A 17042-nucleotide genomic window follows, 5' to 3' on the forward strand; every position below is an offset into this window, starting at 1 on the left:
GCTGCCATCGCGAGCAGGCTCGCTCCCACACCGAAATACGTTTCAAATGTGGGAGCGAGCCTGCTCGCGAAAGCGCTTTCGAATGTTATTCAGGAATACGCAATACTTGTCCCGGGTAGATCTTGTCTGGATGTTTGAGCTGAGGTTTGTTGGCCTCGAAAATCTTGTTGTACTGGTTGGCGTCGCCATACACGCGCTTGGAAATCGCACTCAGCGTGTCGCCCTTCTCGACCGTGACAAATTTTGCAGCAGCGGCAACGCCACCCGTCACGGTGATCTGATCGTCCACGCCACTCACGCCGGCGACGTTACCCAGGGCCAAGAGAATCTTTTCTTTCTCTTCCTGACTCGCCGCTTCACCCGTGGCGATGACTTTCTCGCCCTCAACCTTGACCTGGATCTTCGACGTATCGATACCGGTCAGCGCTTCCTGCACGTGCTTGGTCAGCGCTGCGCTGTTGGCCTCGGCCTTGTCCGGCGTCAGTGCATCGAGAATCTTTTCACCGGCTTCTTTCAAAAAACTGAACAGGCTCATCGCATTCACTCCATGTAATAAAGGGTCAGTCGTCCAAGCCTAGACCACCCCAGCCAAACCCGGTTCCAGTCCGACCAATGACGCTGCCGCGCCGCAGGCGGTAGAATCGCCACACCCCGCCAACCGCCCGGAGCGAAGATGGACATCAAGCAACTGAAATTCCTCATCGCCCTCGACGAAACCCGCCATTTCGGCCAGGCCGCCGCGCGCTGCCACATCACCCAGCCGACTCTGTCGATGCGCTTGCGCAGCCTCGAAGAAGAACTTGATCTGCCATTGGTCAACCGTGGCCAGCGCTTCGAAGGCTTCACCGCACCGGGCGAGCGCGTGCTGGCGTGGGCGCGCACGGTGCTGGCGGCTTACGACGGCCTGCAGGCAGAAGCGGCGGCCTGTCGCGGTAACCTGATCGGTACGCTGCGCCTGGGCGTGGTGCCGCTGTCGAGCTTCGATCCGTTGCCGCTGATGCAACGTCTGCATGCGGCGCACCCGGAACTGCGCTTCGAACTGTCGTCGCTGAGCTCCGAGCAGGTGCTCGAACACTTGGCGAACAACCGCATCGACATTGGCGTGTCGTATCTGGAGCGCCTGGACAGCGAGCGCTTCGATTCGCTGGCCTTCAACGAGACGCGCATGGGCCTGCTCTATGACGAGCGCTCGTTCAACTTCGGCGAAGAACCCCTGAGCTGGGAATCGCTGATCGAACTGCCGCTGTGCATGCTCACCAGCGGCATGCACTTTCGCCAGTCCATCGACCACAACTTCCACAGCCGTGGCCTGACCCCGCAACCGCTGTTGCAAACCGACGCCGTGCATCAACTGCTGCAAGCAGTACACGGCGGTTTTTGCTGCGCGATCATGCCGCTCGATGGCGGCGCGGAAACCCTTGCTGATCACCTGCGTCTGCAACCGATCGAAAATGCCCACACCCTCGCGCCGCTGGGCCTGATCATGCGCCGTGGCGCGCCGCGTTCAGCGCTGGCGGAAGCCTGTTTCGCGCTTTATCAGAAATCGCCAAAAGACGCTTGATCGACGGTATCTATCGGTAGATCGGTAATAGCGATTAGACGCGACAACTTGCCGCGCCTAGTCTTGACCTAGATCAAACCGTCGGTGATGCCATGAACGCCAAGCGCCCAGCCTGCGCGGCGCCAGCAATTGAAACGCCCGCGCCTGCCGCCAGCCAGACCTACAGCTACAGCGATCTACCCTTTGAGGCATCGGCCAGCACCGCGCTGGCCGAGGAAGTCGCGTTGGCGATCGCCTACAACGGCATCAGCCAGGCGGTGATGCTGGTGACCCCGACCGATCTTGAAGATTTCATCGTCGGTTTCAGCCTCGGCAGCGGCATCATCGAAGACGCCAGCGATATCTACGATCTGCAACTGACAGGCGCAGGCTCGGCGCAATACGCGCAAGTGACCATCGCCAATCGCGCATTCTGGAACCTCAAACAGCAGCGTCGGCAGTTGGCCGGCACCAGCGGCTGCGGACTGTGCGGCGTCGAAGCCGTCGAACAGGCGCTGCCTGAGCTCAAAGTGTTGCCGGGCGCAGCCTTGCCACCGATCGAATGGCTCGACGGTTTGCGCCAGCGCATCGGCGCGTTCCAGCCGCTCGGCCAGCACTGCGGCGCGGTGCATGCTGCGGTGTTCATGAATGCCAGCGGCGAATTGCTGCTCGGTCGAGAAGACATCGGCCGCCATAACGCCCTCGACAAGCTGATCGGCGGACTGATACGCCAGAAGATTTCCACCGAAGGCGGCCTAGCGATTGTCACCAGCCGTTGCAGCCTCGAATTGATCCAGAAAGTTTTGCGTGCCGGGATCCAGACCCTGGTCAGCCTGTCGGCACCCACCGGCCTGGCCGTGCAATGGGCCCGGCGCCATAACCTCAATCTCATCCACCTGCCGCAGAAAAGTGCGCCGCGGGTGTACAGCCCCGCGATGGAGAATCAAGCGTGAGCCAACATCATCAAGCCGACCAGAAACCTGTCCCGCGCTACAAGCCTTACAAAGGTGCCGCTGGCGGCTGGGGCGCCCTGATCAGTGTGGCCCAGGCGTGGCTGACCAGCGACAACGCCCTGAAAAACCTGCGCATGATGCTCAAGACCAACCAGAATGGCGGTTTCGACTGCCCGGGTTGCGCCTGGGGTGATTCGCCGGAAAGCGGCATGGTCAAGTTTTGCGAGAACGGCGCCAAAGCGGTGAACTGGGAAGCAACCAAGCGTCGCGTCGATGCGAAGTTCTTCGCCAAGCACAGCGTCACTTCCCTGCTGGAACAAAGCGATTACTGGCTGGAATATCAGGGTCGCCTGACCGAGCCGATGGTCTACGACGCCGAGTCCGATCGCTACAAGCCGATCAGTTGGGAAGATGCCTTCGCTCTGATCGGCAAGCACCTGCGCAATCTGCCAAGCCCGGATCAGGCCGAGTTCTACACCTCGGGTCGCGCCAGCAACGAAGCGGCGTATCTGTATCAGCTGTTCGTGCGGGCTTACGGCACCAACAATTTCCCTGACTGCTCGAACATGTGCCACGAGGCCAGCGGCGTGGCGTTGGCGCAGAGTGTCGGGGTCGGCAAAGGCACGGTGACCTTCGACGACTTCGAACACGCCGACGCGATTTTCGTCTGGGGCCAGAACCCCGGCACCAACCATCCGCGCATGCTCGAACCGTTGCGTGAAGCGGTGAAACGCGGCGCTCAGGTGGTGTGCATCAATCCGCTGAAAGAGCGCGGTCTGGAGCGTTTCCAGCATCCCCAGCACCCGATCGAAATGCTCACCAACGGCGACAAGCCGACCAACACCGCGTATTTCCGCCCGGCACTCGGCGGCGACATGGCGGTGCTGCGCGGCATGGCCAAGTTCCTCCTGCAATGGGAACGCGATGCGCAGAAGGCAGGCGAGCCGGCGGTGTTCGACCATGATTTCCTCAATGCCCACAGCGCCAACGTGCTGGAGTACCTCGCCACTGTCGACGACACCTCGTGGGAACAGATCGTCGAGCAGTCCGGCCTGACGCTGGTCGAGATCGAGCAAGCCGCGCGCATGTACGCCAAAGGCAAGAACGTGATCATGTGCTGGGCCATGGGCATCACCCAGCACCGTCATTCGGTGCCGACCATTCAGGAAATCGCCAACCTGATGCTGCTGCGCGGCAATATCGGCAAACCTGGCGCCGGTCTGTGCCCGGTGCGTGGTCACAGCAACGTGCAGGGCGACCGCACCATGGGCATCAACGAGCGTCCACCGGTGGCGTTCCTCGACTCGCTGGAGCGTCGCTTCCAGTTCAAGGTGCCGCGCCACAATGGCCACAACGTGGTCGAGGCGATTCATGCGATGGCCGAAGGTCGCGCCAAGGTGTTCATCGGCTTGGGCGGCAACTTTGCCCAGGCCACGCCGGACAGCTCGCGCACCTTCGAAGCGCTGAGCAACTGTGACCTAACCGTGCAGATCAGCACCAAGCTCAACCGCAGCCACCTCGCTCACGGCAAAGACGCGTTGATCCTGCCGTGCCTGGGCCGTACCGACATCGACATCCAGACCGAAGGCCCGCAAGCGGTGACCGTGGAAGACTCGTTCAGCATGGTCCACGCGTCCAACGGCCAGTTGCAGCCGCTGTCGAACCAGATGCGCTCGGAGCCGTCGATCATCGCCGGCATCGCTGCCGCCACTCTCGGCAGCCAACCGGTGGACTGGAACTGGCTGGTAGCCGATTACGGGCGCATTCGCGAACTGATCGCCGACACCATCCCGAGTTTCAAAGACTTCAACGACAAGATCAAAAACCCGGGCGGCTTCTATCTGGGCAACTCGGCTGGCGCCCGCAAGTGGAACACGCCGTCAGGCCGCGCCAACTTCCGCGCCAATCAGTTGCCGAAAGATCTGGTCCACGAACGCACCCGCGCCACCGGCCAGGTGCCGGATCTGATCCTGCAATCGATGCGCTCCCACGATCAGTACAACACGACGATCTATGGTCTCGACGACCGCTACCGTGGCGTGAAGGGCCAGCGTGACGTGCTGTTCGCCAACGAGGCCGACATCATTCGTCTGGGCTTCCGTCCGGGACAGAAGGCCGACATCGTGTCGATCTGGGACGACGGTCGCGAGCGCCGGGTGAAAGGTTTTACATTGTTGGCGTTCGACATTCCTGCGGGGCAGGCGGCGGCGTACTATCCGGAAGTCAATCCGCTGGTGCCGCTGGAGAGCACTGGCGATGGTAGCCACACGCCGACGTCGAAGTTCATTGCGATCCGGCTGGAAGCGGCGAGTGAGACGGGGTTGATCATGGCTAAATCCGCTTAACCGCGGAGCCAGATCCGGCCCCTTCGCGAGCAGGCTCGCTCCCACAGTTGGAATGCATTTCAAATGTGGGAGCGATCCTGCTCGCGAAAGCGATCGACCTGTGAACAGATCTGCCGTGGCAAAGATTTTCGACCGCCCACAAAAAAGGCCGTTTCTGCATGAAAACGGCCTGTCCGAAGTAGCTAAAGACCGGCGAAAATCGGTTAAGTTCCGGTGAAAAAACAGTAACTTGCATTATTGTATACAAGTCGTGTTATTCGTCGGATTTTGATTGTCACGCCCATTGCAGAGCCTCAGGATCGGCGCCGTCATCCCTTTGAGGCTCATCCTCTATGAAGTTCTCCTCGATTCTCTTGTTGTCCCTTGGCCTGGTCAGTGGCTTCGCTTCTGCCGGAGGCACCACCGAAGCAGGTGTGGGCGGCGCATTGGGCGGGGTTCTTGGCTCGGTCGTCGGTCAATCGTTAGGCGGCAATACAGGTTCCACCATCGGCGCAGCCCTGGGCGGCGCGGGTGGTAGTGCGGTCGGCGCCGACAAGCGCAGCCGTGGCGAAGCGGCCATCGGCGGTGCACTGGGTGCAGCCGGCGGTAACGTTGTCGGCCGCAGCCTCGGCGGCACCACCGGCAGCCTGATCGGCTCTGCCGCAGGTGGCGGCGCGGGCGGCGCGCTGGGTAACTACATGGGCAACAAGAGCGACGACGATGATCGTCGCTACGACCGTGGCCATGATGACCGTCGCTACTACCGCGACCGTGGTCATCCAGGTCGCGGCCATGCCTACGGCCACCGCAAGCATCACAAGTACTATCGCCACCATTAAGGCGAAGGCATGAACAAAAAATCGCAGCTTTTGAGCTGCGATTTTTTTTGCGCGCCTAGACCACCAACCGTTCCAGCGCCCCGCGCAAACCGGCAGGAATCGGCACCGGCTGATTGCTCGCCCGATCAACAAACACATGCACGAACCGCCCCGCCGCACACGCCTCGCTTTCGCCAACCTTGAACACAGCCAGTTCGTATTGCACCGAACTGTTGCCCAGCTTGCCGACCCGCAGTCCGATCTCGATCAGATCGGGAAAAGCGATCGAGGCAAAGTAATCGCAGGCGGAACTGACCACGAATCCCACCACTTCGCCGTCATGAATATCCAGGCCACCGACCTGAATCAGGTAGGTATTCACCGCCGTGTCGAAGAAGCTGTAGTAGGTAACGTTGTTGACGTGACCGTAGGCGTCGTTGTCATGCCAGCGTGTGGTGATGGGCTGGAAGTGGGGGTAGTCGATGCGCTGAGGGGTGGACATGGTTGTGCTGGTTCTCTTGTTTTTCAGTGAGGGCGCTTGCCCTCACCCTAGCCCTCTCCCAGAGGTAGAGGGGACTGACCGATGTGTTCTCTCGAAATACACCGACCTGAACTGTCGAGTCGAGCTCACATTCGAAAATCACGAAGATCGGCTCCCTTTCCCCCTCTCCCCTTGGGGGAGAGGGCTGGGGTGAGGGGATAGATTTTCGCCGTAACACTATGCGTGAGCAAACCCCTTGCCCTGCGCCGCCAGTTCGCCAATCAGCCGCGCCGGCTTCCACTGATCGCCCTGGCGCGTCTCCAGTGCCAGCAAGCGCTGATGAATATCCGCCAGCCCTTGCTGATCCGCCCAGGCCATCGGTCCACCCTTATCCGCTGGAAAACCATAGCCGTTCAAGTACACCAGATCGATGTCGTGGGCCGAGCCGGCAATGCCTTCCTGCAGAATCTTCGCGCCTTCGTTGATCAGCGCCAGCAAACAGCGCTCAAGGATTTCTTCAGGACCGATGTCGCGACGCTGGAAACCCAGCTCTTCGCTGACCCGCAGCACCAGTGCATCCACTTCGGGATCATGCTCGGCCTGGCGACTGCCCGGCTCATAGTGGTAGTAGCCGTTGCCGGACTTCTGCCCGAACCGACCCATCTCACACAGGCGGTTATCCACCTGAACCTCGGGCGCATCCTGCCCCTTGCCAGCTAGCTGCCGAGCACGCCATTCCAGATCGATGCCGACCACGTCGTACATGCGAAACGGCCCCATGGCGAAGCCGAAACCTTGCAGCGAGGCATCCACCTGCTGTGGATAAGCACCTTCGAGGAGCATCTTGCGCGCTTCGAGTACATACGGATGCAGCATGCGGTTGCCGATAAAACCGTGGCAGTTGCCCGACACTACGCTGACCTTGCCCATGCGCTTGCCGAGTGCCAGCGCGGCCTCCAGCGCCGCTGGCGAGGTCTGCGCACCGCGAACGATTTCCAGCAGTTTCATGATGTGCGCCGGGCTGAAGAAGTGCAGACCCAGCACCTGTGCCGGGCGCCGGGTCGCAGCTGCGATGGCGTCGATGTCCAGCGCCGAGGTGTTGCTCGCCAGCAGGGCCTCAGGCTTGAGCAGGCCATCCAGCTCGCGAAAGATCTTCTGCTTCAGTTCGAGGTTCTCGTACACCGCTTCGATCACCAGATCGACGTTGCGGATCGACGCGTAATCCGCCGCTGCAGATACCCGAGCCATTCGCGCATCCGCCTCGGCCTGATCAATGCGGCCCTGGCGCACGTTGTGTGCATAAGTTTGCGCGACCGTCGTCAGCGCCTGCTCAAGCATCTGTGGATTGTTATCCACCCATTGCACGTTCACGCCAGCATTGGCCAGGCACATGACGATGCCACGGCCCATGGTGCCCGCGCCGATCACGGCAGCTTGCTGAATCTCGAAGCTTGTCTGGCTCATGTTGTTCTCTTGTGAGTGGCCCAAAGACAGATTCCAACCTTAGTCAGGCCACGACGCTTTTTGAAGTTTATTAGCGTGATGATCGACATTCAGCGGATGGATGCAGCGACCACAGACTCTCTGCTTAATCGAGCAAGTGACTGTCCGCCCACTCGCGGACCTCTGCGTAGGGATACTCTTCCAACGCAGCAAAACCCGGTATCGCCCGCGCCTTGAGTTTGGTGAACAACGGCACGCTGATTCCGCACAGGAACCGTGTCAGGCGTTCGGCCGTCGGAAGGCTGCCTATGTGCTGCTCATGCCTGTGGATAAATTCACCACACAGCTGCGCGAAGTTTTTATCCACAAGCGGCGGCAATGGCGGCGGCTCCGGCAACCGCGCGATCTGGCCGTGACATACCGAACAATGGCCGCAATGTTCAGGGGCATTGTGGTCACCGAAATACTCGGCCAGGCGATAACCCAGGCAGCGTTCGGTGGCGAACACCTCAAGCATGGCGTGAATTCGCGCCACTTCAGTCTCTTCGTGACGAGTGAAGTACTCGTGCAGCTCAGCGCTCAGGGCGTCGCTGGCAAAATCACTTTGCAGCAGACTGTAAACCTCGGTCATTTGCTTGCTTTCAAGCTCGACCCAGCCTTTTTCCTGGAAGTAATCAAGCGCTGTCACTACGCGATTGCGCTCGGCGGAATACTGCGAATACATCGCCTCGAAATCTACTGTGGCCCAGGTGCGTGCTCGCGTGGACGTTCTGATGATCGCCGCAACGAAATCCCTGCGCTCGCCTTCGAAGCGCTGGAGCAATGCTTCAGGCTCAAGCAGATATTTGAAGCGGTATTCAGCGTAATAAGCGTAGCGCGGCGCGATCAGGACCCGCAGTTCCAGCTGCACCAGCAAAGTCTTCAACGGCAACGAGCGAATGTTGCTCTGATCCGCCAGTGGCCCAAGCAGAAATTCCCATTGCCCTTCCGGGGCCGAGGCTTTGAGTTCATCGAGCACATAGCGAATCCCGTCGCGCTCGGGCGTATCACCGTAGACGAAGTTTTCCAGCACATTGAGGCTGTCGCGATTCGCTAGTACCAGGCAGTCGGAGGGCTGTCCGTCGCGTCCGGCGCGGCCGATTTCCTGGCTGTAGTTTTCGATGGATTTGGGCAGATCGAAATGCACGACGTTACGGATGTCGCTCTTGTCGATGCCCATGCCGAAGGCGATGGTGGCGACAATGCAATTGGACTGCCCGGCCATGAAGCGACGTTGAATGTCTTCACGCTGATCGTGGGGCAAACCTGCGTGGTATGCCTCGGCCTGAATTCCGTTGCGTTGAAGATGCTCGGCGATGTGCTCGGCGGTCTTCTGCAACGTCACGTAGACAATGCTCGGTTGCCCGGGACGCTCGCTCATCCATTCGACCAGACGCCGGCGCTTGTCCTGACCGCGTACAGGCTCGACCAGCAGGTTGAGGTTGGGCCGATAGAAACCGGTGGTCACTACATCGTCCGGAGATATGGCGAATTTGGCCTGCATGTCGGCGATGACTTTTGGTGTCGCCGTGGCGGTGAGCAGCAAGGCCTGCGGGATGTTGAACTGACGTTGGTAGTCCGGCAATTTCAGGTAGTCCGGCCGAAAGTTGTGGCCCCATTCGGAAATGCAGTGCGCCTCGTCGACTACCAGCAACGAGATCGGCACCTGCTGCAGAAAATTGCGGAAGCGCTCATTTTTCAGGCGTTCGACGGAGATCATCAGAATCTTCAATTCCCCCGAACGCGCACGGGCCATGACGTCGTTGGCATCCTCGCGTCTCTGCGCCGAATCGATACTGCCTGCGGAGATACCGTGGCGCTTGAGAAACGCCAGTTGATCCTGCATCAACGCCAGCAACGGCGAAACCACCAATGTCAGGTGTGGCAGTAAAAGCGCCGGCAGCTGATAGCAAAGCGATTTGCCGGAGCCGGTGGGAAAGATCGCCGCCGCGGAGCGCCCCGCCAGGACCGCGCTGACAGCGGCCTCCTGACCGGGGCGAAACTGTGGATAACCAAAAACCTGTTCCAGGGTGTGGTGCATTTACTGTCACTCCTTTGACTGCTGCCATGCCCAAAGCCTAGCGGGCGATTGCAGCGAGTCGAGAAAAGGTCGGGGTTGAATCGATACTGAATGATACATGGGAAGCGAAAACCAAGCGTTTAACAATCAAAGCGCCTCGACATGCTTTCGAAAAGCTCAGCTACATATATATAACAAACTTCACATTACAAACGCAGACACAACAACGCCCTTTATTTTTAACACCGCCTAAAACTAACTTGACTGCTCTTATACATAAGCAAGAGCAACGAAATGACAACTTTAACAATCTTTTTCTGCGGTACCGGCTCCAACAAGTTTGATGACAAACATAAAAACTTCTGGGACGGCGAAATCGTTTCTACGCTCGCTGCACACCACAGTGGACGCGAATTCGCCGAGTGGATCGTCGTCGATGGCCCTGGCAGCGGCAATCTGCAAGCCGACGACCTGTTCACCAAGACCTCTGAATACGGCTTGTCCGGCACGCTGTTCGGCAAAGGCTGGGATGAAAACGTGCAGCACGCGTTGAATATCATCAAAGGCAAATGCGATTGGCAGCGTAAACAACTTACCGAGGCAGAATATAACCGTCTGAAAGCCGCAGGCATTCCTATTGAAGATGTAAAAGAGGAAGGTTCCTGGTTCTGGCGCCAGTATAACTATGGCGACCGAAGTATCACGCAACAGGAGTTGCAGGAACAGATCATCAAGACTTTCCGCAAGGACGGCATTATTCCGACGCGTGTCAATCTGCTCGGCTGGAGCCGGGGTGGTATCAGTTGCCATATGCTTGCCAATGCAATGTCCAGGGACGCTGCGCTCAAACCTATCCCGGTGAATATCTTTGCGATTGATCCAGTCCCGGGAATTGGCAACTTCCAGGAAAACCGCGTCAAACTCGAATCCAACGTCAAGGAATACATCGCCTTCTATGCCCGCGACGAGCGCTCAAAAGGCTTCAGCTGCGTGATCCCGCAAACCGCTACCGGCACCAGGACTTCGATCTATCCAATGGCCGGTCGCCACGCCACCCTTGCTGGCAACGCCACGGCGCTCGGCGGCGAGCCCACCAACAGCAGCGACCTCAACGCGCTGATCGAGCCCGGCCGCATCGTTCGCCATCTGGCGGAAACCTGCCTCAAGCGATGGGGCGTGCCACTGAGCAAAACGCTCAACCTGAGCGATACCGACCTGCGCCGCCTCACCGGCGCCATCGTCAGCGACGAAGCCCGCTACAAGAAGATGCACAGCCAGTCCTACACCTATTTCACCGAATTGGACAAAGGCGAGCGCTATGTCTCGCTGGGCAGCAAAGGCGTGCCGTTTTCAGCAGTCAAAGGCACGATCTACCGCCCGGCAACCGGACTGACCACAAGCCTACTGGATATTTCCGGTTACCAGCATCTGCGTTGAAAGGCGTTGAAGAATCGGTAGCAACGTCTGGCGCTTTGTTCGTCCCGTTCCTACTTCACGCGATGCCTTGTCGGCTATCGCGAGGTGGTGGTGCGAACCTATAGTCGTGGGTGTCGCTGCTTTGATCAGCGACACCCACATCACCCACGCTCTGTACCTGCTGACAGGACGGCTGCGAGCTGCTGCAAGTCGCGCAGACACAGATACTCAACTGGAAAGCCCCTGCCTAGGCGAGCAGCCTGATCGCCGCCAATCATCTGTCGGCGACCAGGCACCAGTCATCGTTATCAACACTTCAGCATTGCCTGAAAGTAAGTCACTGGCGTACATTGACCATGATTTTTATTGAGACTTCAGTCTTCACCCGCCGAGTAAGAGAGTTACTGGACGACGATGCCTACGCCACCTTTCAAAAGCAGTTGGTCGCAAACCCGTCTATTGGCGATGTAATCGAAGGAACCGGCGGGGTGCGTAAAGCACGAGTCGCCTCCAAAGGCCATGGCAAACGGGGTGGCGCACGGGTTATCTACTACCACTTCGTTTCAGCATCACAGATCGCGTTGTTGATGATTTATCCAAAAAACGAGCAGCAGGATCTTACCCATGACGAACGGAAAGCACTGAAGGCCCTGATTGGAAACTGGAGGTAACCATGAGCAAGTTTTTTGATGAGCTGATGGAAAGCGTGCAGGAAATGGATGAGATTCTTCGGGGTGAAAAAAAGCCGTCCCGCGAATTCTATGTGGATGCATTACAGGTTAAACAGATTCGCAAAGCGACGGGAATGACGCAGGCAAAGTTCGCAGCCTTGATTGATGTCCAATTGGGAACGTTACGCAATTGGGAGCAAGGTCGTCGTCAGCCGACTGGGCCGGCCAAAGCACTACTCAAGGCCATTCATAACGATCCTGTCCATGTGCTGAGTGCACTGGCTGATTGACACATAGCCAGGGCAAGCCACGTCTTTGAGTCCAACCAAGCTGCATTTCAGATCGGAAATAAAAAACCGCCCCAAAGGGCGGTTTTTTATTCACTGCAAACTACTGCTTACAACTTCGGCCCAGCCGCCTTGATCGCGTCGCTCACTTCGAACTTCTTGAAGTTCTCGATGAACAGACCGGCCAATGCTTTCGCCGCCTCGTCGTACGCAGCCTTGTCAGCCCAGGTGTTGCGTGGGTTGAGCAGGTTGGTGTCGACGCCTGGTACGGCCAGAGGCACGTCGAGGTTGATGGTGTCCAGGTGCTCGGTGGCGGCACCGATCAGTGCGCCGCTCTGGATCGCTGCGATCACCGCGCGGGTGGTCGGGATGTTGAAGCGTTGGCCGACGCCGTAGCCGCCGCCGGTCCAACCGGTGTTGACCAGGTAGACCTTGGAGCCGAAGCCGCGGATGCGCTTGATCAGCAGTTCGGCGTATTCGCCAGCCGGACGCGGGAAGAACGGTGCGCCGAAGCAGGTGGAGAAGGTCGACTTGATGCCGCTGCCCGAACCCATTTCAGTCGAGCCCACCAGTGCGGTGTAGCCGGAAAGGAAGTGGTAGGCCGCTTGTTCTTCGTTGAGGATCGACACTGGCGGCAGTACGCCGGTCAGGTCGCAGGTCAGGAAGATCACCGCGTTTGGCTCGCCACCCAGGTTCTTCTCGGAACGCTTGGCAACGTGCTCCAGCGGGTAGGCGGCGCGGCTGTTCTGGGTCAGGCTGACATCGGCGTAGTCGGCGTGCTTGGCGTCGTCGATAACGACGTTCTCCAGCACTGCACCGTGCTTGATGGCTTTCCAGATGACCGGCTCGTTCTTCTCGGAGAGGTCGATGCACTTGGCGTAGCAACCGCCTTCGATGTTGAACACCACGCCTTCGCCCCAGCCGTGTTCGTCGTCACCGATCAGGTAACGGCTTTCGTCGGCCGACAGGGTGGTTTTACCGGTGCCCGACAGACCGAAGAACAGGGTCACGTCGCCGTCTTCGCCGATGTTGGCAGCACAGTGCATTGGCAGCACGTCAGCGGCCGGCAGCAGGAAGTTCTGCACCGAGAACATGGCTTTCTTCATCTCGCCGGCGTAACGCATGCCGGCGATCAGCACTTTCTTCTGCGCGAAGTTGATGATCACGCAACCATCGGAGTTGGTGCCGTCACGCTCAGGCACGCACTCGAAGTTGGCGACGTTGAGCACTTGCCATTCTTCACGGCCAGCCGGGTTGTACTGGGCCGGGTTGATGAACAGGCAACGACCGAACAGGTTCTGCCAGGCAGTCTGCGTGGTCATTTTCACGGCCAGGTAGTGATCTTCCGCCGCGCCTACATGCACGTGGGAAACGAAGTGCTCTTGCGCGTTGTTGAAGGCCTCGACGCGAGCCCACAGGGCATCGAACTTGTCGGCCGGGAACTTGCGGTTGATCGGGCCCCAGGCGATAGCAGCCTGGGTGGAAGGCTCTTCAACGATGAAACGGTCGACTGGCGAGCGGCCGGTGCGGTGACCGGTGCGAACAACCAGAGCGCCGGTATCGGCAAGCTCGCCTTCACCGCGATTCAGGGCTTCTTTTACCAGATCATCAACACTCAGATCGGTGTACACGGCGTTATTGGCTTGCGTCATGAGGTTCCCCGTCGGCCAGTGGCCGAGTGTGCTCCAAACGTTTTGTAGTAGAAAGTCGTGCACTACTACCGCGAAAAAAGTGGGCCGGATTATGCCAGAAAAGCCCAAAAAGAGTAGGGTCCTCCCGTCGTAACGGCGATATTCCGTCATTACGCAGTGAATTTACCTGCGCTGAACCGTTTTAGTGACGGGTATCTGACGGCGTATCGACGCCCGCGCCAGCGAACAATTGAGCAATATCGGCCGCGTCGAACAGGTACTGCTGATTGCAGAATTGGCAATCGATCTCGACTTTGCCGCCTTGCTCGGCGGCCAGCGCCAGCGCATCTTCCAGCCCAAGACTGACCAGCGCATTGCCGGAGCGTTCCCGCGAGCAACTGCAACTGAAGCGCAAATGCTGCACATCGAACAGGCGCACCTGTTCTTCATGGTACAGACGATGCAGGACGGTTTCGTTGTCCAGGCTCAGCAGCTCATCGGCGCTCAGAGTGCTGGCCAACGCGGTGAGGTGCTGCCAGCTGGCGGCGCGATCCTCTTCGTCTTTCAAGCGATCGGCGGGGAGTTGTTGCAGCAGCATGCCGCGGGCACGACGACCGTCGGCGAACAGCTTGAAGCGCGTGCCAACCTGCTGCGACATGACGAAGTAGTTGGTGAAGCAATCCGACAGGGTTTCGCCGTCGAGATCGACAATGCCCTGATAACGCTGGCCGACAGTCGGGTCGACGGTGAGGGCCAGAACGCCGTTCGGCATGAGATCGCTGAGGGTGGCGTCTGCGGCGATCTGCTCGGCGTTGTAACGCGCCAGACCACGGATCTCACGCTCGCTGGAGCACTCGATCATCAGCAGCGGAATCGGCCCTTCCGAGCGTGCCTGCAAAATCAGCAAGCCATCGAACTTGAGCGTGCCGACCAGCAACGACGCGGCCGCCATCAGTTCGCCGAGCAACTGCGCGACAGGTTCCGGGTACGGGTGTTTGGCGAGGACTTCAGCGTAGCTGCGCTCCAGCGCTACCAGTTCGCCGCGAGTGTCGCTGTCATCGAAGATGAAGCGTTGAGTGAAATCGGTATCCGCTAGGTCGGTCATAGGTCTGGGTATCTGAATGTGATGACAAAATGATTACAAAACGTGAAAATTTGCGCTTGCTGGCACTTTTTTTGGTGCCGGCGCTTTTTCGCCATGGGAGGCATTTTATGAACAATCCGGGTTTGTTCCAATCAAGGTGGAACCTCGGCCGGCTGGTTCTGTGTAACGTAGTGCCGTTGGCGCTGCTGGCTTTCTGGTTATGGCCTACCGGCCAGATGCTGTGTGTGATTTTCGACGAGTGGCTGTTCCGCTCGCTGAATGCACCGCTGGCCAGCAACCCGATATGGCTCCACATCTGGGCAATTGCAAGTCTGCGCCCGTTCGACATCGTCGTCGGACTGATTCTGCTGACGCTGCTGATCAAGGGCGACTGGGTCTTCAGGGCGATCGACGTGCGTCGCGCGTTCTTCGGTTTTTTCTCTATCCTGCTGCTGATGGTGGTGATCCGCGCGCTGTTTTCCAAATTCGCCGATCACATGGGCTGGCAGCACAGCAGCCCGTCAATGGTGCTTGAGGGCGCCGTGCACATCAGCGATTACTTTCCGCATCTGGAAAAAACCTGGGAGCTGAAGGACCGTTCCGGCCAGAGTTTTCCCGGTGATCATGCCTCAGTGCTGTTGATCTGGGCATTGTTCATGGGCGTGTTCAGCCGCACCGTCGGACAATTTCTAACAGTATGGGGTCTGGCCGTGTTGTTCATGCTGCCGCGTCTGGTGGCCGGCGCGCATTGGGGTCAGGACGACTACATCGGCGGCGTGCTGCTGGCGGTGTGGGCGTTGGGCTGGGGTTACTACACACCGTTTGCCTATCACGCGGCGAACTTCTGGTTGAAGCTGACCGCGCCGGTTTTCGCGTTGCTGGGCAAGCTGCCGATGGTGTCGCGGATGAGTGTGGTGCGTAGCGCCTGATACCGCGTCGTACTCGATTCGCGAGCAGGCTCGCTGCCACAGACGACTCGATCGAATGTGGCAGCGAGCCTGCTCGCGAAGAGGCCGGCACAACGTTTCAATCTTCGTTGCTGCTACCGCGAAACTTGAACAGATCACGCCGCTGTTTCTTGCTCGGCTTGCCATCGGTGCTCACGCCCAACGACCCTGCCTTGCGCATTGCCGCAGCCGCTTCACGCTTGGCAACACTCGCCTCGGTCTCGGCATACAAGGTCTGCGCCTCGGGTGCGCCACGACGCACGATCGACAATGCCTCGACCCTCACCGTGCGCACTTCGAAGCCGGTACGAATCTCGAACTCATCACCGATGCGCGGCTCCTTGCCCGGTTTGCAGCGCTCGCCACGGCAATGCACCTTGCCACTTTCAATGGCGGCTTTGGCCAATGCACGGGTCTTGTAGAAACGCGCTGCCCATAGCCATTTATCGAGACGGACCTTGTCGTCCTCCTCCTGCTTCTGTCCCATATGAATTCCTCGCTCAGCCAGTAGTCGGAACTGTACTACCGTTTCTGTCGGGCGCAAGAACTCGGCCCTCCAGATAGACTGTGATCTTCGCCGCCTGACCGGCCTGGAGTGATCGCGTGACTAAATTTCCAACTTCGTTGACCTCAACCAAGGGCGGTTGCCAGGGCTGCCAGCAGAGCGAACCGCTGGACTTCGATTTTGCCTTCGCCTACCAGCCGATCGTCGACCTGCGCGACCAGTCGGTATTCGCCCACGAGGCGCTGGTGCGAGGCGTGGCCGGGGAAGGTGCACTGTCGGTGTTAAATCAGGTTACAGAAGATAACCGCTACCGTTTCGACCAGCTCTGCCGGACCCGCGCTATCGAAGGCGCGGCGAGCCTTAATATGCAGACACACTTGTCGATCAACTTTTTGCCCAACGCCGTCTACCGTCCAGAGCTATGCATTCGCAGCACACTGGAGGCCGCACGCAAACACAACTTTCCGATCGACCGACTGATTTTCGAAACCCTGGAAATCGAGCACGTAGATAATTATCGCCATTTGACCAATATTCTGCGTGAATACCGCGAATTCGGCTTCAAGACCGCCATCGACGATTTCGGTGCCGGTTATTCGGGGCTCAATCTGCTGGCTGATTTCCAACCGGACCTGATCAAACTCGACATGGCGCTGATCCGCGACGTTGACCAGGACCGTGTCCGTCAGGTGATCGTGCGGGGGATTGTCACAATGTGTGCGGAGTTGGACGTTACAGTCATTGCCGAAGGCATAGAAAGCGCCGGGGAACGGGATTTCCTCGCGGACTGTGGAATATTTCTGATGCAGGGCTACTGGTTCGCCAGACCCGCATTCAAAGCGTTGGCCCAGGTGCCGGATGAGGCCTGGAAGCGTTAACCCTT

General features: G+C 58.9%; 16 protein-coding genes. 9 read left to right on the forward strand and 7 right to left on the reverse strand.

Going from position 1 to position 17042, the window contains the following annotated elements:
• Positions 1 to 85: 85 nt before the first annotated feature.
• Positions 86 to 535: a peptidoglycan-binding protein LysM gene (gene lysM, locus ACYSTU_RS09875; RefSeq protein ID WP_016772168.1), complete on the reverse strand. Its 450-nt coding sequence runs from the start codon at positions 533 to 535 to the stop codon at positions 86 to 88.
• A 138-nt stretch (positions 536 to 673) separates the two neighbouring features.
• Here lysM and ACYSTU_RS09880 point away from each other — a divergent pair, with 138 nt between their 5' ends.
• The 4 genes from ACYSTU_RS09880 to ACYSTU_RS09895 all read left to right on the forward strand — a co-directional run bounded on the left by ACYSTU_RS09880 (position 674) and on the right by ACYSTU_RS09895 (position 5656).
• The gene (locus tag ACYSTU_RS09880; protein WP_498997849.1) at positions 674 to 1561 is read left to right on the forward strand and encodes a LysR family transcriptional regulator; all 888 of its coding nucleotides are present in this window, start codon (positions 674 to 676) and stop codon (positions 1559 to 1561) included.
• 92 nt (positions 1562 to 1653) lie between these two features.
• Positions 1654 to 2493 carry a formate dehydrogenase accessory sulfurtransferase FdhD gene (gene fdhD / locus ACYSTU_RS09885; RefSeq protein WP_071174078.1) on the forward strand — a complete coding sequence of 280 codons (840 nt, stop codon included), beginning with the start codon at positions 1654 to 1656 and terminating at the stop codon, positions 2491 to 2493.
• Positions 2490 to 4838, forward strand: coding sequence for an FdhF/YdeP family oxidoreductase (locus ACYSTU_RS09890; protein ID WP_056787127.1), 2349 nt, complete (start codon positions 2490 to 2492; stop codon positions 4836 to 4838). Before fdhD ends, ACYSTU_RS09890 begins: the two co-directional genes overlap by 4 nt.
• A gap of 332 nt (positions 4839 to 5170) precedes the next feature.
• Positions 5171 to 5656, forward strand: a complete 486-nt coding sequence (locus ACYSTU_RS09895) for a glycine zipper domain-containing protein (RefSeq protein ID WP_016772172.1) — start codon at positions 5171 to 5173, stop codon at positions 5654 to 5656.
• Between the two features lie 55 nt (positions 5657 to 5711).
• On the opposite strand, the gene ACYSTU_RS09900 is transcribed toward ACYSTU_RS09895, so the two are convergent.
• The 3 genes from ACYSTU_RS09900 to ACYSTU_RS09910 form a co-directional block, all read right to left on the reverse strand.
• Positions 5712 to 6137 carry an acyl-CoA thioesterase gene (locus ACYSTU_RS09900; RefSeq protein WP_016772173.1) on the reverse strand — a complete coding sequence of 142 codons (426 nt, stop codon included), beginning with the start codon at positions 6135 to 6137 and terminating at the stop codon, positions 5712 to 5714.
• Between the two features lie 216 nt (positions 6138 to 6353).
• Positions 6354 to 7580: a 3-hydroxyacyl-CoA dehydrogenase gene (locus ACYSTU_RS09905; protein WP_264364363.1), complete on the reverse strand. Its 1227-nt coding sequence runs from the start codon at positions 7578 to 7580 to the stop codon at positions 6354 to 6356.
• A gap of 124 nt (positions 7581 to 7704) precedes the next feature.
• Positions 7705 to 9639, reverse strand: a complete 1935-nt coding sequence (locus tag ACYSTU_RS09910) for a RecQ family ATP-dependent DNA helicase (RefSeq protein ID WP_498997859.1) — start codon at positions 9637 to 9639, stop codon at positions 7705 to 7707.
• Between the two features lie 273 nt (positions 9640 to 9912).
• Between ACYSTU_RS09910 and ACYSTU_RS09915 the strand changes: the two genes are divergently transcribed.
• The 3 genes from ACYSTU_RS09915 (at position 9913) to nadS (ending at position 11995) form a co-directional block, all read left to right on the forward strand.
• Complete coding sequence (locus ACYSTU_RS09915) at positions 9913 to 11055, forward strand: hypothetical protein (RefSeq protein ID WP_498997862.1); 1143 nt, start codon at positions 9913 to 9915, stop codon at positions 11053 to 11055.
• A 335-nt stretch (positions 11056 to 11390) separates the two neighbouring features.
• Complete coding sequence (locus ACYSTU_RS09920) at positions 11391 to 11705, forward strand: type II toxin-antitoxin system RelE/ParE family toxin (RefSeq protein WP_016772177.1); 315 nt, start codon at positions 11391 to 11393, stop codon at positions 11703 to 11705.
• Between the two features lie 2 nt (positions 11706 to 11707).
• The gene (gene nadS, locus ACYSTU_RS09925; RefSeq protein ID WP_016772178.1) at positions 11708 to 11995 is read left to right on the forward strand and encodes a NadS family protein; all 288 of its coding nucleotides are present in this window, start codon (positions 11708 to 11710) and stop codon (positions 11993 to 11995) included.
• Between the two features lie 107 nt (positions 11996 to 12102).
• On the opposite strand, the gene ACYSTU_RS09930 is transcribed toward nadS, so the two are convergent.
• Together ACYSTU_RS09930 and hslO are read right to left on the reverse strand one after the other, a co-directional pair.
• Positions 12103 to 13644 carry a phosphoenolpyruvate carboxykinase gene (locus ACYSTU_RS09930; protein ID WP_016772179.1) on the reverse strand — a complete coding sequence of 514 codons (1542 nt, stop codon included), beginning with the start codon at positions 13642 to 13644 and terminating at the stop codon, positions 12103 to 12105.
• A 181-nt stretch (positions 13645 to 13825) separates the two neighbouring features.
• The gene (gene hslO / locus ACYSTU_RS09935) at positions 13826 to 14728 is read right to left on the reverse strand and encodes an Hsp33 family molecular chaperone HslO (RefSeq protein ID WP_122698815.1); all 903 of its coding nucleotides are present in this window, start codon (positions 14726 to 14728) and stop codon (positions 13826 to 13828) included.
• A 107-nt stretch (positions 14729 to 14835) separates the two neighbouring features.
• Here hslO and ACYSTU_RS09940 point away from each other — a divergent pair, with 107 nt between their 5' ends.
• Positions 14836 to 15636: a phosphatase PAP2 family protein gene (locus ACYSTU_RS09940; RefSeq protein ID WP_016772181.1), complete on the forward strand. Its 801-nt coding sequence runs from the start codon at positions 14836 to 14838 to the stop codon at positions 15634 to 15636.
• Between the two features lie 97 nt (positions 15637 to 15733).
• Here the strand turns inward: ACYSTU_RS09940 and ACYSTU_RS09945 are convergent, their stop codons facing one another.
• Positions 15734 to 16141 (reverse strand): RNA-binding S4 domain-containing protein, encoded by a 408-nt coding sequence (locus ACYSTU_RS09945; RefSeq protein ID WP_016772182.1) that lies wholly within the window; start codon positions 16139 to 16141, stop codon positions 15734 to 15736.
• A gap of 116 nt (positions 16142 to 16257) precedes the next feature.
• Here ACYSTU_RS09945 and rimA point away from each other — a divergent pair, with 116 nt between their 5' ends.
• Entirely contained in the window at positions 16258 to 17037 is a 780-nt protein-coding gene (gene rimA / locus ACYSTU_RS09950; RefSeq protein ID WP_016772183.1) for a S6 modification regulatory phosphodiesterase RimA, read from the forward strand.
• The last annotated feature ends 5 nt before the right edge of the window (positions 17038 to 17042 follow it).

The organism is Pseudomonas glycinis, assembly GCF_054871425.1.

Excerpts from the sequence above, each read along its gene's own strand:
- nadS (WP_016772178.1), top strand. The coding sequence starts at position 11,708 with ATGAGCAAGTTTTTTGATGAGCTGATGGAAAGCGTGCAGGAAATGGAT.
- ACYSTU_RS09895 (WP_016772172.1), top strand. The coding sequence starts at position 5,171 with ATGAAGTTCTCCTCGATTCTCTTGTTGTCCCTTGGCCTGGTCAGTGGC.
- ACYSTU_RS09940 (WP_016772181.1), top strand. The coding sequence starts at position 14,836 with ATGAACAATCCGGGTTTGTTCCAATCAAGGTGGAACCTCGGCCGGCTG.
- ACYSTU_RS09930 (WP_016772179.1), bottom strand. The coding sequence starts at position 13,644 with ATGACGCAAGCCAATAACGCCGTGTACACCGATCTGAGTGTTGATGAT.
- lysM (WP_016772168.1), bottom strand. The coding sequence starts at position 535 with ATGAGCCTGTTCAGTTTTTTGAAAGAAGCCGGTGAAAAGATTCTCGAT.
- fdhD (WP_071174078.1), top strand. The coding sequence starts at position 1,654 with ATGAACGCCAAGCGCCCAGCCTGCGCGGCGCCAGCAATTGAAACGCCC.
- ACYSTU_RS09905 (WP_264364363.1), bottom strand. The coding sequence starts at position 7,580 with ATGAGCCAGACAAGCTTCGAGATTCAGCAAGCTGCCGTGATCGGCGCG.
- ACYSTU_RS09900 (WP_016772173.1), bottom strand. The coding sequence starts at position 6,137 with ATGTCCACCCCTCAGCGCATCGACTACCCCCACTTCCAGCCCATCACC.
- ACYSTU_RS09880 (WP_498997849.1), top strand. The coding sequence starts at position 674 with ATGGACATCAAGCAACTGAAATTCCTCATCGCCCTCGACGAAACCCGC.
- ACYSTU_RS09920 (WP_016772177.1), top strand. The coding sequence starts at position 11,391 with ATGATTTTTATTGAGACTTCAGTCTTCACCCGCCGAGTAAGAGAGTTA.
- ACYSTU_RS09945 (WP_016772182.1), bottom strand. The coding sequence starts at position 16,141 with ATGGGACAGAAGCAGGAGGAGGACGACAAGGTCCGTCTCGATAAATGG.
- ACYSTU_RS09910 (WP_498997859.1), bottom strand. The coding sequence starts at position 9,639 with ATGCACCACACCCTGGAACAGGTTTTTGGTTATCCACAGTTTCGCCCC.
- ACYSTU_RS09915 (WP_498997862.1), top strand. The coding sequence starts at position 9,913 with ATGACAACTTTAACAATCTTTTTCTGCGGTACCGGCTCCAACAAGTTT.
- hslO (WP_122698815.1), bottom strand. The coding sequence starts at position 14,728 with ATGACCGACCTAGCGGATACCGATTTCACTCAACGCTTCATCTTCGAT.